Annotated in this window: 10 protein-coding genes; 7 read left to right on the top strand and 3 right to left on the bottom strand. The window is 38.2% G+C overall.

The window, feature by feature from the left end; all coding sequences use genetic code 11:
- Positions 1-334 (bottom strand): hypothetical protein (locus tag RMY00_RS09865; protein ID WP_322647357.1); only part of this gene is annotated, 334 nt, incomplete at its 3' end.
- 1,414 nt (positions 335-1,748) lie between these two features.
- Here RMY00_RS09865 and RMY00_RS09860 point away from each other — a divergent pair.
- The 5 genes from RMY00_RS09860 to RMY00_RS09835 all read left to right on the top strand — a co-directional run bounded on the left by RMY00_RS09860 (position 1,749) and on the right by RMY00_RS09835 (position 8,934).
- Positions 1,749-1,955, top strand: coding sequence for a hypothetical protein (locus tag RMY00_RS09860; RefSeq protein ID WP_322647356.1), 207 nt, complete (start codon positions 1,749-1,751; stop codon positions 1,953-1,955).
- 427 nt (positions 1,956-2,382) lie between these two features.
- On the top strand, positions 2,383-4,356 hold the full coding sequence (locus tag RMY00_RS36130) for a sensor histidine kinase (RefSeq protein WP_416212056.1): 1,974 nt from the start codon (positions 2,383-2,385) through the stop codon (positions 4,354-4,356).
- A gap of 8 nt (positions 4,357-4,364) precedes the next feature.
- Complete coding sequence (locus RMY00_RS09845; RefSeq protein ID WP_322647355.1) at positions 4,365-5,879, top strand: ATP-binding protein; 1,515 nt, start codon at positions 4,365-4,367, stop codon at positions 5,877-5,879.
- Positions 5,880-6,023: 144 nt separating this feature from the next.
- Positions 6,024-7,187 (top strand): bifunctional glutamate N-acetyltransferase/amino-acid acetyltransferase ArgJ, encoded by a 1,164-nt coding sequence (gene argJ, locus RMY00_RS09840; protein ID WP_322647354.1) that lies wholly within the window; start codon positions 6,024-6,026, stop codon positions 7,185-7,187.
- A 544-nt stretch (positions 7,188-7,731) separates the two neighbouring features.
- Entirely contained in the window at positions 7,732-8,934 is a 1,203-nt protein-coding gene (locus RMY00_RS09835) for an AAA family ATPase (protein ID WP_322647353.1), read from the top strand.
- Between the two features lie 10 nt (positions 8,935-8,944).
- Here the strand turns inward: RMY00_RS09835 and RMY00_RS09830 are convergent, their stop codons facing one another.
- Entirely contained in the window at positions 8,945-9,868 is a 924-nt protein-coding gene (locus RMY00_RS09830; protein ID WP_322647352.1) for a response regulator, read from the bottom strand.
- A gap of 141 nt (positions 9,869-10,009) precedes the next feature.
- Entirely contained in the window at positions 10,010-11,989 is a 1,980-nt protein-coding gene (locus tag RMY00_RS09825; protein WP_322647351.1) for a scytonemin biosynthesis sensor histidine kinase, read from the bottom strand.
- A 1,717-nt stretch (positions 11,990-13,706) separates the two neighbouring features.
- On the opposite strand from RMY00_RS09825, the gene scyA reads away from it, so the two are divergent.
- Together scyA and scyB are read left to right on the top strand one after the other, a co-directional pair.
- The gene (gene scyA / locus RMY00_RS09820; RefSeq protein WP_322647350.1) at positions 13,707-15,593 is read left to right on the top strand and encodes a scytonemin biosynthesis protein ScyA; all 1,887 of its coding nucleotides are present in this window, start codon (positions 13,707-13,709) and stop codon (positions 15,591-15,593) included.
- Between the two features lie 308 nt (positions 15,594-15,901).
- On the top strand, positions 15,902-16,966 hold the full coding sequence (gene scyB, locus RMY00_RS09815) for a tryptophan dehydrogenase ScyB (RefSeq protein ID WP_322647349.1): 1,065 nt from the start codon (positions 15,902-15,904) through the stop codon (positions 16,964-16,966).
- Positions 16,967-16,979 lie beyond the last annotated feature (13 nt).

Raw genomic sequence — 16,979 nt, 5'->3', positions numbered from 1 at the left:
CTGTACCGCTTGTACCAGTGCTGCCTGTGCCGCCTATACCACTACCGCCTGTACCGCTTGTACCAGTGCTGCCTGTGCCACCTATACCACTACCGCCTGTACCGCTTGTACCAGTGCTGCCTGTGCCACTTGTACCAGTACTGCCTGTACCACTACCACTTGTACCAGTTGTACCAGTGCTGCCTGAGCTACTGCCAGCACTGGAGGAGCTACCAGAGCCTCCGCTACCAGAGCCTCCGCTTTGGGCAGAAACAGAAGGAGGTAAGGACAAAGAAGTGAAACTGATAGCAAAGACAGTAGCCAAAACAGCTTTAGATAAATCAAACGCTTTCATAGTTATGGTTCCTTTTATGTTCTAGATTTCTGTGGTTGATTGATTTTCAAAACCGATATTGTCTACTCAATCCACTGCTAAATTAAGGAATTTTTCACAATACAGATTGAGGAGTCTTTAACCTAGTTTCTTTTGGAAAGTTGAAAGCATTTTAAGCTCCCCCACACAACAACTTCACTATTCGTAATATTCAAACGAATTCATAATCAGTAATTACTAATTTATGATATGATTGTGAACTCAGTAACCAAATCGTTTATTCACAACGCCAAGCAAGGAATAATATTTATTTTTCATAAAATTATATTCATTTGCATCATAATTTTTAATTACTTATTGTGAATTATTTTGTTATTCTTATTCAAGATAGCTGCTGTTTTTTTGCTGTGCTTCTACCATAAGATTAAAGTCCATTCTATCGTAGGAATTAATTTGGAATTAAAGTTTAGTTTATGAACACGAAGTTAATGAAGCTTTTTGGAGTTTGCAATTAGATAAGCAGGTTTCAAGATAAGTACAATCTTCACACTGGGGATTTTGCCCTGGATTGGTACATCCACAGGGAGGGTTCACAAAACATTCAGAATAATCTTTATGTGTTTGAGATTTTTTGGAGATAATGTGTAAAGCTGCTTCTTGTAGACAAAAAACCAAATCTTTAACCATACTATTCCGTACCAATCATAATAAATACAACGATTTTTTTAGTTACTTTTTTTTTAGATGCTTTAACTAAGGGCTAAAGCCACATATAGAAGACATAACCTATAGCTTGCATCCGACACAAAGTAAACTAAAAACCTTTTAATTATTCACATCGGTTTACTTAAGAACTACAAGCGATCGCTAAGTTAAACAGGATTTTGACCGGAATCAATCTAATAATTTTATTTACATTAATTTTTGTTAGAGTGGAAATAAACTAAAATGTTTTAATCAGACAGATGCTGACAACAATCGAGACTAGATTAACAAGGTTCTACAATCTTATTTCACCTGATAACTTATAACTTCATACTCCAGGTGTGTCTTACATTAGACTTAAGGAATATTTCTATTGTCAGTTAGTTTGCCATCTCATTTAACTTAACGACTGAAAGAAATTATTTTCCCTCTGCTTCGCTACTAGCTGTACGAACATTTAACTAAAATAGTATTCCCAAAGATATATACAGGATGGACTAGCGTTTAGTTATTACCCATTTTGTATATCACAAAACTTCTTTGACAAAAGAACCATCAACTATCTTCAAAATAGCTCATGCAAACTGCAATATCTAAAATTTTGTTGTCGTGAGTAACCATTATTAAACTTTGGGCAAATAAAAAGTGTTAGCGTAAATTTGTGCCAATAACTAAAAGTATCCTTAGATAAGCGTCCATATCTTCAGTAACCCGGCGTATTTATCTCTAAATGGCTGGTTTTTGGACTCCAACTTACTTAGATGCATATTTGAACATCGTTGCCAAAATTCCTGAGGTTTATTTGGTGATTGGTGGTAGTGGCTCTCAAGAGAAGGAATTCGTCAGCGTGCCACTAAGTCAAAAGCAAGTATCACCGTATGGGGTAAATCAGAGGGAATCGAACTTTTATAGTTTTTACGTAGTTTCAAAGTATTAATTTCAGTTATATAATCCGATAATATACTTAAGAATTCAGTACAAGTTATTTTATACAATCGAAATATTACTGTGATTTCGTGAAGGCATCTATATATATAAAGAATTCATTTCAGAGAATTTACGGTAACAAAAACTAAAGCGATCGCGGTACTTTTATTTTAATAAACCTTACATCCTCAGCTTAAAAAACTCAGAAAGGATGACAGATAGAGGATGTAGAAGCCGTAACTCCTATTCTGTACTAGCCCAACGCTAGTACACTAAACCTCTGACAAACGCTGAACATTTTTTTCTTTAGAGTATCAAAAACTACTTTCTAAGCCTCTGCGCGTCTACAGGGGTCTTAGTCTCAAAACCTCTTTTTTCGTTTCGCACTTTGGCGCACTTTGGGCTTTGGTGAAGACTTGTGCAGTGTATAAGTTTTTATGATGGAATTTTTAAATAATTTTTTTTCTACTAGCCAGTTTATTCCCCACGGACATTGCTACCTCTGGAAACCAGGATTGGTATGGTTGCATCTCGTTTCAGATGTGTTAACTGGACTTGCTTATTATTCAATTCCAGTAATGTTGGTTTATTTTGTCCGTAAACGGCGAGATGTGCCTTTCGGCTGGATGTTCTTGATGTTTGGCATATTTATCGTTGCTTGTGGCACAACCCATTTAATGGATGTGTGGACACTTTGGTATCCTACCTATTGGCTATCAGGGTTAATTAAAGCTATCACCGCTTTTATCTCAGTATTGACAGCCATAGAACTTCTGCCATTAATACCCCAGGCATTGGCTCTACCGAGTCCTGTCCAACTAGAGGCTACAAACTACCAACTAGCAAGGGAAATTACTGAACGCATACGGACTGAGGAGGTATTAAAGGAAAGCGAACAACGTTGGCAATTAGCTTTGCGCGGCAATAATGATGGAATTTGGGACTGGAATGTTAAAACCAACGAAGTTTTCTTTTCACCTCGTTGGAAGGAAATGCTCGGTTACGAAAACGAGGAAATTTCTAACCATTTAGATGAAAGGGTGACACGAGTGCATCCAGACGATCTTGACTTGGTAACACAAGCAGTTCAAGACCATTTTGCTCAGAAAACGCCCTTTTACGCTACCGAGTATCGAGTTTTATGTAAAAACGGTACTTACAAATGGATTTTAGATCGAGGTCAAGCACTCTGGGATAAAGATGGTAACGTAGTGCGGATGACAGGTACACAAAAAGATATTACTGAGCGTAAACAAGCAGAGGAGACACTAAGTAACCTGTTGGAGGAACTAGAAATCAAGGTTGAGGAACGGACAACAGAGTTAACAATAATCAACCAATCACTACAGGCAGAAATTACTGAGCGCCAGCGAATAGAACAAGCATTACGAGAAAGCGAACAGCGATTTCGTGCTACATTCCATCAAGCTGCTGTTGGCATCGCCCATGTAGCAATAGATGGAAGGTGGTTGTTAGTTAATCAGAAGCTTTGCAATATTCTCGGTTATACATCTGAAGAACTACAGTTGCTAACTTTCCAAGATATTACTCATCCAGATGATCTTGATGCCGACCTGAAATATGTTGATCAGATTTTAGCAGATAATATTCAAACTTATGCCATAGAAAAGCGCTATTTCCGCAAAGATAGCTCCATTGTTTGGGTTAATCTCACTGTATCTTTAATGCGCGAACCTAGTGGGGAGCCAAAGTATTTTATTTCTGTGGTCGAAGATATTAGCGAACGGCAAGCCGCACTGCGCGATCGCCAGCAGTGGGAGGAGCAAATTCAAGCTTCACTCTTAGAAAAAGAGGTGTTATTAAAAGAAATTTACCATCGGGTCAAAAATAATTTACAGGTTATTTCTAGTCTGTTAAGCTTGCAATCTGCTTATATCAAACATCCAGACGATTTAGTAATATTTAAACAAAGCCAACAGCGAATTGCATCAATGGCTTTAGTTCACGAAAAATTATATCAGTCTCAAGACTTGGCAAAAATTAATTTTGGTGAATATATTCAAGATTTAGTAGCAAGTTTATTTAGTGCTTATGAAGTCAATGGAGATGCGATCGCTCTGAGAGTAAATATCGATGAGCAAGTATTTCTCGGCTTAGATACAGCAATTCCTTGTAGTTTGATTATCCATGAACTTGTATCTAATTCTTTAAAATATGCATTTCCAGCAGGTAGAAATGGTACGATTTATATTGGAATGAGCGAAAATACTGAGCATGAGATTACACTTATCGTTAGTGATGATGGAATTGGTTTACCATCAAATTTCAATTTTAAAAATATGGCATCTTTAGGCTGGCAGTTAGTAGATGCTTTAACCAATCAAATTGCAGGTAATATCGATATCCAAGGTGCTAACGGGGTAGAGTGCCAAGTGAAATTTACAATATAAAATGACTAATGACAAAAGCAAAAATTTTAGTTGTAGAAGATGAAGCTATTGTTGCTAAAGATTTGCAACATCGACTGATAAAATTCGGTTACACGGTTCCTGCTATAGCTTCTTCAGGAGAAGAAGCTATTAATAAAGCAGTGGAAATATCCCCTGATTTAGTACTAATGGATATTAAGCTAAAAGGATCGATGGACGGAATAGAAGCTGCCGAAGAAATCTATAAACGTTTGGATATTCCAGTAATTTATTTGACTGCTTATGCAGATGAAAATACATTAAGCCGAGCTAAGATAACTGAGCCTTTTGCTTACCTAATCAAGCCTTTTAAAGAGAGAGAACTACAAATAAATATTGAAATTACTCTGACTAAACATGGTTTGGAAAAGCAATTAAAGGTAAATAAAAAATGGCTAGATGCACTTTTAAAAAGTATCAGTGATGGTGTAATTGCTAGCGACATGCAAGAATTGGTAACTTTTATGAATCCGGTTGCTGAAAATCTAACCGGATGGAAACAGGAAGAAGCTTGTGGTAGAAATTCATCAGAGATATTTAATATTGCTAATGCAGAAACTCATGACTATATTGAAAGTCCGATTGGAAAAGTCCTTCAAAATGGTACTATCATCAGTATCCCAGCAGAAACTATTCTGATTACTAAAGACGGTAGACAAATACCGATTGATGACAGTGCTGCACCAATAAAAGATGATCGAGATAATATTACAGGTGCAGTATTAGTTTTTCGAGATGTTACTGAGCGCAAACGAGCAATTGAAGCGCGTAAAAAACAAATTGAGCAAGAGCAACTTCTGGTGCAATGGGAAGAGATAAATCGACTCAAAAATGAGTTTTTAAATCTAGTTTCCCATGAACTGCGATCGCCTCTGAGTAATATAAAGTTAATGATTCAAATGATCCAATTATCTCCTGTTACTGAAGAAGCCCAACACTATCTAGAACTAATGGAAGGTGAGTGCGATCGCGAGCTAGGATTAATTAACGATCTACTAGACTTACAAAGGCTAGAAAGCTCATCCTATACGGTGATGACACCTGATTCCTTGATCTTACAACAGTTATTACCTTGGGTTATTGAGCCATTTAAAATCCGTGTTCAAGAACATCAGCAAACTCTACAGATAAATCTCCCTTCAAATCTCCCACCATTGTTCTCAGATGGCATTAGCTTGGAACGAATTTTAGTAGAATTGGTTAATAATGCTTGTAAATATACCCCTGCGGGTGGTGAAATTGTCCTAAGTGTACGTCACAATTCCTTGGAAGTGCCTGCAAAAACTATTATTACTATCAGTAATTCAGTAGAAATTTCTGTAACAGAGTTACCACGAATCTTTGAAAAATTTTATCGCACTCCCAATGCAGACATCTGGAATCAAGGTGGATCGGGATTAGGTTTAGCTATAGTACAGAAATTAGTCGAACAACTGCAAGGAAACATTCAACTAGAAAGCAATAATGGATGGACAACATTTACTGTGACATTAACTGATTTATAGGTTTTTAGCTTCTATTAAAATTTTTACAATATATAGCTAAAAGCATACATCTATACGTCTATACGTCTATAAAACCATTTATGTGTCATAAAAATTCTAGTAGATAGTATGAGATAATTAATCCAAATTATTAAATTCAGAAAAATGTCATTAGATATATCTTCCACACCTCAAGGGTTTAGTGCATTTATTACTAATTTAGGAATACGAGATTTAACTGATGATTTTGTATTTATTAAATCATCAGTTCCTTGTGTTGCTGATGGAGTCTTTACTCAAAGTCTTTTTGCTGGGCCAAGCGTGACTATTAGCCGTAATAATTTAAAAGATTCACAAGCACAAGGAATTGTTGTTATATCTAAGAATGCAAATGTCGCTAATGGTTCTGTTGGCATCGCTGATGCCCAAGAGGTTCTGCAATTAGTTGCAACTGAAACTGGAATTGCTACACATAATATTGTGATAGCTTCTACAGGTGTAATTGGCAGACGTTACCCAATTGAAAAAATCCGGGCAGGTTTATTAGGATTGGGCAAAAAACTGACTAATGCTGATTTTGATGCCGCAGCCCGTGGTATTATGACCACCGATACAGTACCAAAATTAGCAACACGGCAAATAGGCAATGCCAAGCTGGTAGGAATTGCCAAAGGTGTTGGTATGATTGAGCCTAATATGGCTACCCTCTTAACTTTCTTTTTTACTGACGCGGCAATTTCTGCAAATAGCCTTCGTTCTATTTTTCGCTCTACTATAGATAAAACCTTTAACTGCTTGAGTGTAGACACTGACACTTCTACTAGTGACTCTGCTGTGATTTTAGCTAATGGAATAGCCGGTGAAGTTTCAGAAGCAGATTTTGCCAGTGCATTGCAAGAAGTTGCACAAGAATTGGTGCTGAAAATTGCCAGAGATGCAGAAGGCGCTACCAAAATTATTGAGGTAACTGTAGATTCAGCGATTAATTATGCACAAGCCAAAACAGTAGCTAAAGCAATTGTGAATTCACCATTAGTCAAAACCGCCGTTTATGGAGCAGATCCGAATTGGGGACGAGTTGCTATGGCTATAGGCAAATGTGAAAATGAACAGCAAATAAATCCAGAACGAGTTGTTATTAGTTTTGATAACGTGAAAGTTTATCCTAATAGCTTAACTGATGAAAATCTGGAACAGTTGCGGCAAATAATGTCCCAAAATAACGTAAAAATTCATGTTAGCCTCAATATTGGTGACGCCTCTGCAACTGTATGGGGTTGCGATCTTTCTGAGGGCTATATAGAAATTAATGGCAAATATTCAACTTGATTAACTAGAAAAGACGCGAAATTTTGCGTCTTCACATAGGTTGATACTACGGTTAATCGGAATCCAGCACGCCAGCAGTTTTGTAGGGTGTCTTATGCCGTAAGTAACGCACCATCCTATATTTTCGGTGCATTATGGACATTAGCCCTAACGCATCCTAACAAATTCAAGCCTGGATGAGGTTTTCCTACTTGTGTGGGTAGCCCAGCCAGCAATGAGAGAAATGGCATCAGTCAAAATGCGCTTATGTGCCTTATCTCATGCAATTCTAGGGTGATGGCATTAGTCCTCATCTAAAGATGGATAAATGGCGCAAGTACATTAAGAACTAATTGCTTTGTCAAAAAAGTTGACACAAGTAGTCGTTATGTATTATAGTATATTACATAAAGAATGAGTTAGATTAAAAAGGTTTCCTAGCCAGTACAGGGCGGTAAAAATAAAATTACCATTTGTACTCAATTAGTTAATATTACGAGAAAAATTTTTCAAAATCTCATACTTAACCTTAAATAACTCGATTAACGCTACATAACTAATAAATATGGATTTTGACTATTTTAGAAGTAATGAAGGCACTCCGACAAATAATACCCGACAAAGCTTGCTTGCTAGTGGTTGGCGACCGTTTAACCGAGAATTAGACTGGGAGTTTTTGTGGCAACTGTTGTATAGTGACTCCCGCGAATTAACTCAAAAAAGTTTGAATTTAGTGAGTAATGTTGCTGATGTTTTGGGACGAAATAATTATGCTTGGTGGGCTAACTTATTAAATGTTGTATCTGAAAATACTCGCTACGAAGTCGAAAAGTTTTGGAATTACATCACGCCAGATCCTCAATCACCAGATCATCGATATAAAGATGTTTTGAGTACGGAAACGCCTATCGTTCAATTCGTTAGTCGTAGTAGCATTCCCATTGATTATGTTCTTAATCGACTACAAGAAATTACTGTATTACGAGTTTTAGGAGTGTTAGGTAATCCTGACATTATTACCCAATATTACTCAGAAAGAGATTTTTATTTTCCTGTTGATAAATTTGTTAGCTGGGAACGCTTAGACGTTATCAATACTGTTTATGCTTACTGGTCGAAGTATGACGTTTGGTTACAAATTGATCCCTACGATCGCGGGCGACGACAATATAGTTTAATGGCGAAAAATCTTGCGCCATTAATTAACAAAGCAACTTACGACTTAGCAGTGATGCTGAGTGGATATCAAAGTCGTGTAGGCAAGGTTCACAGTCAATTTAACATTCGCACATTTCCAGCAGATATCCAAAACTTTACTGATTCTGTACAACAAGCGATTCTGAATCAAAACCAGTTAGCAGTCGTTGTACATGGGCAACCAGGTACTGGTAAAACAGTCTGGACACAAGCAGTAGCAAAAGAAATTCTTGTACCTTTGGGATATGTAATTTTTATTTTAGATCATGATGCGATCGCTAACTTTGTGCCACCGACTTACATAGAGCGTATATGTATTGTTATTAACGAAGCTGATAATCTAGCGCAAAATCGTGCTTCTGAGGTAGCGCAGTACAATAACAAAACCGAACACATTCTGAGTTTGCTAGATGGCACTTTATATCAGAGTGTAATTGATGAGTCTGGTATTCAGATGCAGCAACGCTTAGTTGTGTTGATGACTTGTAACACTACTGAAAGATTAGACCCAGCCATGTTACGTAAGGGCAGGGTAGATTTAATATATGAGTTTACGCAACTATTTATTTGAATTTGAAGTTTCAGCAGTTTTGCCAAAGTTTTACCTGTTTTTGGGATACGAGTTGATGCTCTTTGCGCCAAGCTTGGGGAGGTAAACCGTGATGCTGGCGAAACTGGCGGGAGAAATGAGACACATCCTGATAGCCCAATGCTTTCGCTATCTTCTCGACTGTCTGATCGTTATTTTGAAGTAGAAAACGTGCTCCCGCCATCCGGCGTTTGACAATCCAACAGTTTACAGTCTCGCCTGTTTGCTTTGCTACTCTGTTAGTTAAATAAGCAGGTGAGTAACCAACAGCAACAGCCACATCACACAAAGTAATTCCTAGATGATAATTAGCTTCGATAAAGTCAAAAACTTCTTTTAATTGAGGAATGTAGGGAAAAATTGACTTGGGAGGGATCATGACTTCTGTATCAGGGGCTTCTCTACCAGAGGCTGACGCTCCTAATGTCGCTACCGCTTCGCTATTGCCGACACCTTCAGCGATCGCTGTGGTATTATCTGCAAATATTGATTGTGGAGCTTTTTCTAATTTCATAGCCCACCAGTATTGGAGAGTGGCTTGTTTTTGCAGGCGAATAGCGATCGCTCTTAGTAATTCGTCTAGTGTAGAGGGTTTAGTAAGATAGTCGTCTGCTCCCAATTCCATAGCTTTGCGAACATCTGCTTTGGTACTACTACCAGTCAGAAAAATGAAAGGAATAATTGCTGTAACAGGATCTTGGCGTAGCGTATTTAAAACGCTATAACCATCCATATCAGGCATTGTGATATCGCAAATTACTAAGTCGGGTATATGCTCTTGTGCTTGTTGGATACCAGCAAGGCCGTTGTCAGCACCTATCGTATCAAAACCTTTAGCCTCAAGACCCATTAAATAAAGATTGCGGGTAACGTTATCATCTTCAATAACGAGAATTTTCTTTGGTGATTCTTGCATAGCTTTGTATTATCATAACTGTTAACAGAAGCTGCTTACTATACTCTTTAGTGAGTATGTAAATAAGCGTGAGATTAATTATTTCGTTCCGAGAGTTATGATTGTTAAGCTATTAATTAAGAATTATCTTAATTTCAACATTCACAACTCGGAACTACTAAACTCTGATTTGATTAATGGCAACATCACAGTAAACGTAGTACCCACATCCACTTGACTTTCGACAAAGACTTGACCGTGATGTAAATCTACAAGGGTTTTAAGAATTGATAACCCTAATCCAGTACCAGGTATATGATCAATATTAGTCCCACGGTAAAATGGCTCAAATATTCGTTGTTGATCTGCTACTGAAATACCGATCCCCCTATCTTTGACCTGAAAAATTACTTTCTCATTTTTGCAAGAAAGTTTCAAATCGATTGCAATGTTCGAGGTAGAATACTTTATTGCATTGTCGAGTAAATTCTTCAAAATCGGCTCTAACAGTTTTTTATCTATGCAAGCTGTTAAAGAGTTATCTTGACTGACAAAATTAATCGGAATTTGGCTAACACTCATCTGCATTTGGGCAACTAAATCTTTACAAAACTCAACTAACTCAAGTGGTTTGGGTTCACAGTTTATTTTTGCTGCTTCTGCTTTAGAGAAGAACAAAATATCATCCATCATCTGGCTGAGTTGTTCGGTAGCTTTTTGAATGTGATCTAGTAATGGTTGTATTTTCTTTTGTGTACGTTTGTCTACTTCTTCCTTTAGTAAGCTATTAGAAAATGAAACAATATTTAGTGGTGTACGGAATTGATGGCAAACCATAGAAAGAAAACGCGCTCTCAGTTCGCTAAGTTGTTTGGCTTGTTCTAAAGCTTGGTTAAGACTTAATTCTGCATATTTGTAATCGGTAATATCGATGCCTGCAACCATTTCTACTGGTTTTCCACCAAAATCCAGCCCTCCATCTAGCATTGCAACCGCGCAAGCTAGCCAGCGCTCCGTACCGTTTTTTGTCAGAATACTCATCTCCTGATATTCAAAGTTAGTTGCTTCACCCTGCTTACGTATCTGCCTGCCTTTTTTGCTTTTAATCAGTCTGCGAATATCAAAGCCTGTTAGCAGTTCCTCTCTTGTGTAGCCAGTGAGTTGCTCTACTGCCGGATTTATGTAGCAAAGTCGCGTGCCTTGAATCAGAAAAGTGCTAACATCTGTTGTTTCTGCTAAAGTCCGAAATCTAGCTGCATTCAACCGTAATGCTTCTTCAGTCTGTTTGGATTGAGTAATATCCCAAATACTCCAGACTCTACCAATAATTTTGTTATCGAGCCACTGAGGCTTGGAATAGTGTGCAAAAACTCTTCCATCATTCAACTCCAGAATGTCGTAGCTCTCGAAATCAGATTGGCTAGACACTTCCCAAATCAGCCGACTAAAGGCTTGGGGATCTTTAAGTTGGTTTTCAAAAAAGGCTTTGCATCGAGGGCATTTCTTAGATAATATTAGGGACTCCGGGATCTGCCACATATCCACAAATTTCTGATTCAAGCTCAGAATATCTCCCTCAAAGTTAACTGCAACAATACCAATGGCAGTAGATTCGAGAGTAGAACGAAGCAAAGACAGAGATGTTTCTAGTTCTACTTCTTTTGCCTTGAGTTGAGAAAATTCCTGTTGCAAATTGTCTTTGGCATCCCTTAATTCATCAGTCCACTTTTGCACGCTCAGTTCTACTATTTCATCACTTATCTCACGAGCAAAAGCACAGCCAAATTCCATATCTTGTTGTTTGACATGGCTAATAGATATTTCTACCAGGAATATCCGACCTCTTTTTGTTCGGTAACGAGATTTAAAGGTAAGGGAATTTTGTGAGCTAATATCTGACCAATTGTGTAGAGCAAAATCCACATCTATATCATGCAGCCTCATGGAAAGTAATTCTTCACGAGAATACTCAGTCATCCGACAAGCGGCATCGTTGACGTAGAGAAACTGTGCGTTTTCTCCTAAACAGAAGGCAGCATCTACAGCGTGATTTATTAAAAAGTGAGCAAACTTCATCTCTACTTCTGGTTGTAGCACCCATTGATTATTTGCTCTAGCTAATGTAGAATCGCCAGAATTCATATTCCTACTTCCTCCTGGTAATCAATCAGTACCATAGCCATTAATGAGTTAATAGTCATAATTTACTAAAATCTTTGGCGCACCGTTAGGTTGTTCAAGAATAAGATTAGTTAGTAAATTAAAAAATATTACTAATCCTGTTAACAAAACTTATTATACCAATAAAAAGCGAATTATTAAACCAATCTTCGGTTAAAAAAAACTAAATATTTAAAATTTATTCCTGTCCCAAGCAGATTTTTATAGCAACGCAAAATATAGACGAATCAAATCAAGATTAGCCAATAAACTTTATTACATAAGAATTCAAAACTCCTAATGTATATAAGTAGAAAAAATAAATATTTTACATTTAAACTAGTCCTGCACCAGAGCCAAATTAACTTTATCGTTCACCAATCATGCGTTTTGACGAACTATTGGTGTCGAGTCGTTTAATTTTCAACATAAAGAGATTTGCACTGCTGGGCTTGGCTTAAATGAACAAATTTTATTGATCAACTTATTTTCTTAAATTATCTTAACCTACTCTCTCAGGGATTTAACTACAAATCGATATCTTTAGTCATCCGTCCTCAGGAATACATTTGTATTAGAGAGATCGCGGTTTTTTGCGTATTGTTTGTAGTTTTTAGTTATACATAAAACAAATGCATTGATAGTGTACGTATTTTAGGATAATATCATACATCATAAATCATCATTTTTATCAATAGCTCACCTATTTAGTATCTAGCCATCTCTCAAAAGAAAGATAACAGTTAAATAATTATGTATTTCTCGTTACAAAGAATTGCATCAATAAGTTGTTAGTGGCAATATAAAGGTTCGCCAAACTGTTGTAGTTAAGCTCATGCTTTAACTCGGATAGTTTGTAACGGCGAGTTGAAGAGTGAATAATCAAGCTTTTTTCTGGACTGTTGACAGCTTCGGGGTGAGGCTCCAAAACTAGGAATTACTCACAAAAAACGCCCGAAACCCTTTCAAAACATGACTTTTAAGGTTATTTCGCTTGGAGAAAGTCGTGTAGGGTAGGGGAAATCTAAAAGCGAAAGAATTGACAACTAAATCAAAAAATTTTCTATTGTACATTTGATAATGTGTATTTGCAGCGATGCCTATGGCGGGCTACGCCTACGCAGTTTTCAAAATGACTAAGTTGGAAATGTCACAATCACGATAAAAGCAAAAGAATTAACATTTTTATCAAAAGATTTTCCATTGCAAATAGGTGTTGATTATAGTAAGCATCGCAAATAAGCACCTCTGCAATCGGATAATTAATGAAGTCAGCGTTATTAAACTTAACTATATTGAGTTTTGTAAAGTTTATGAGAAGCGTTTGAATTAAGGTTATTTGCTAGTTTATAGACCTTTATATGGTTTAGTTTTTCCCCACCAACCTACTTAAGCACTATAGTCATCATAGTAAAAACGAAAGATTTGACACCCTCATCAAAGAATATTTGATTGCACAACAGTCTTTATGTCCCTTATTCTGGTGACAAGAAGCACAGTATTGATTGCTGTATGCTTTCGGTAAAAGTTTTTGGTAATGCGCTCACAAGCATCAATCAGCAGCGATTAACCGTTTCTATGAACGACCAAGCTAGGTCATAGCTGTGAAAGCAACAGAGTCGTTTGTATCAAATATTTCTATCCCTGTGATTGTAAACTAGAAAGCCTTTGTGTAATTTTATGTAACTGCGTGAAACTAATGAGTCAAAACTATACTGGTTCAAACTCTCCTCTAATCACTACTGAGCCATACAAAGAATATCCAGCAAACAGATATGTAGAATCTGTGTCTGACGTTTCTCGTCAGGTTGATAAATCGGAGGATAACAACGAAATTCAGCCTTTCTTAAATGACGAAACACCCGCAGCGCTCTCAGTTGCCGATGCGATCGCTCAGATGCTGGTAAATTTGGGAGTAAGCAACGCCTTTGGTGTCGCAGGTGGGGCGATGGCAAGCCTTTGGGGGGCGCTATCAAATAGCAACATCGACGTGTTGAACTTCCGCCATGAATCAGGAGCAGCATTTGCAGCAACCGAAGCATACTTTGCCAATAATCGCCCTGCTGTAGTTTTTACCACAGCAGGGCCGGGGATCACTAATGCTCTCACCGGATTATTTGCGGCTCGTGGTGAAGGTGCAAAGGTGATTTTGTTGTCGGCTTGCACCTCAGCACCGCAGCGTGGACGTTGGGCAATTCAAGAAACCAGCACTTACACATTGCCCAGTGGGGGAATTTTTACCCCAGGAGCCTTATTCAACTATGCAATCACTATTGAATCTGCGGCTCAACTACCGCAGATTTTCCGCAAACTTGCTTTAGCTATGGCGCAACCAGGCGGATTTGTTGCCCATTTGAGCGTCCCTACCGCAGTGCAGACAAGTTTAGTTGATGAGAATATATCCTTGCCTCAACTAGATGTTACTCCATTTGGGATGACTGCTTCTAAAGAAGCGATCGCGAAATCTGTAGAGTTATTATCATCTGGTCCCTTTGCCATCTGGGTTGGTTTCGGTGCGCGTGACGCAGCAGAGGAAATCCTTGAACTCGCTGAAAGAACGGGAGCAGCCGTTATGTGTTCACCTCGTGCTAAAGGTATCTTCCCGGAAGATCATCCCCAGTTTGTCGGTGTCACAGGTTTAGGCGGTCATGCTTCCGTCTTAACTTATATGGAACAACAACCTCCACTACGCACACTCGTATTAGGAACTCGCCTTGGTGAACCGACTTCCTTCTGGAGTTCGGCGCTAGTTCCAAAAGAAGGTTTTATCCATGTAGATATTGATCCTGAAGTGCCAGGTGTAGCCTATCCCCACGTTGAAACTTTCGCAGTTCGGTCTGATATCAAAGCTTTTGTGGAAGAGTTATTGCAGCAATTACCAGATGCTCCTGATTCCACAATGCCACTACCTCGTCCACAACCCAAAGCAATTGAACCTGCACCAGAGGTAGATTATCCAGTGCGGCCAGAAGTATTGATGGCAGCAATTCAAAAGATGATTGTTGAAGATACCGATGCCATAGTCATGGCGGAGTGTGGTAACTCCTTTACTTGGTCAACTCATCTATTGCAATTTTCCGAAGCCAATCGTTACCGAGTCAGCACCGGAGTTGGCGCAATGGGTCACGCCGTCACCGGAGTATTGGGTGCAGCATTGGCGAGCAAGAGCAAAGCTGTAGGTATTGTTGGCGATGGAGCAATGCTGATGAATAACGAAATCAGCACAGCTGTGAAATACAAAATTCCTGCAATCTGGATTGTACTCAACGATGCGCGTTACAACATGTGCCATCAAGGGATGAAAATCTTGGGATTAAAAGGCGCAGATGCAACACTTCCACCAACAAACTTCGCCATGATTGCTCGTGGTATGGGAGCAGAAGCGCTTGTAGTCGTCAGAGAGTCAGAGATCGAAGCAGCATTACAACAAGCGATCGCATCAAACGTTCCCTTTCTGCTCGATGTCGTGATTGATGCTGATCGACCAGCACCCTCTGGTGCACGTAATAAAAGTTTAGCAGCACAAGGAGTCAAATCAAATTCGGCTAAAAATCCAGCCAAGCAAATCTCATTTCCAATGGTTTAAAAGTTAAACCTGACAATTTCTTTCAATTGTTATAGACACGAAAACATCTCAATAAAGTAGACTTTCCAATCCATTTTGGATTAGTCCATTTAGTAAAAGACATAAGGATGAATCTAGAAATGGCAAAGACTTCAATTCCAGCTAAAAAACTATACCCAATCAACTGGAAATTTTGCTTTTTAAACCTTAAGTCTTTTCTTAACTTCATCCAATATTAATATTCGAGAATGTTTTTGTGTCTATATCTTTACATTTTGTAATGCAAATTACTTTCTCTAACCAATACCAAACAATATCGAGAGGTGAAAATGCTGTTATTTGAAACTGTTAGAGAAATGGGTCACGAACAAGTTCTCTTTTGTCATGGTAAGAATCCTGAAATTAAAGCGATTATTGCTATCCATGACACGACCTTGGGCCCAGCGATGGGAGCTACAAGAATTTTACCTTATCTTAACGAAGAAGCTGCTTTAAAAGATGCGCTTCGTCTGAGTCGTGGGATGACATATAAAGCCGCCTGTGCCAACATTCCGGCTGGTGGCGGAAAAGCAGTTATTATTGCTAATCCTGAAAATAAAACAGATGATCTCTTAAGAGCTTACGGACGTTTTGTTGATAGTCTAAATGGGCGTTTTATTACCGGACAAGATGTTAATATTACCCCTGACGATGTACGGACAATCAGTCAAGAAACTAAACATGTTGTTGGGGTATCAGAAAAATCTGGCGGCCCTGCTCCCATAACATCACTAGGAGTTTTTCTCGGAATTAAAGCTGCTGTAGAGTCGCGTTGGCAAAGCAAAAGACTTGATGGCATGAAAGTTGCAGTTCAAGGTCTTGGAAATGTAGGTAAAAATCTCTGTCGGCACTTACATGAGCATGATGTCAAGCTTTTTGTAAGTGATGTAGATCCAGTAAAAGCAGAAGAAGTAAAACGGCTTTTTGGCGCAACTATTGTAGAACCCGCCGAGATTTACTCTCTTGATGTAGATATCTTTTCTCCTTGCGCTTTAGGAGGAATTCTTAATAGTCATACAATTCCTTTCTTAAAAGCTTCTATTATTGCTGGTGCAGCGAATAATCAGTTAGAGAATGAGCAACTACATAGTCAAATGCTTGCCAAAAAAGGGATTATTTATAGCCCTGACTATGTAATTAATGCTGGAGGGCTAATCAACGTTTACAACGAAATGATTGGCTATGACGAAGATAAAGCTTTTAAGCAAGTGCATAACATTTATGACACCCTACTAGCAATTTTTAATATTTCTAAAGAGCAGGGAATTACTACCAACGATGCTGCTAAACGATTAGCAGAAGACCGGATTCAGAGCGGTAAGCGAAACAAGACTAAAGCAGCGATCGCAGCTTAATTATTATCTTAAG

The sequence above is a fragment of the Nostoc sp. ChiVER01 genome (assembly GCF_034531155.1).
In the GTDB taxonomy this organism is placed as follows: domain Bacteria; phylum Cyanobacteriota; class Cyanobacteriia; order Cyanobacteriales; family Nostocaceae; genus Nostoc.
The sequence above is the reverse complement of the archived record's forward strand: the minus strand, read 5'-3'. Positions and strand labels throughout refer to the sequence as shown.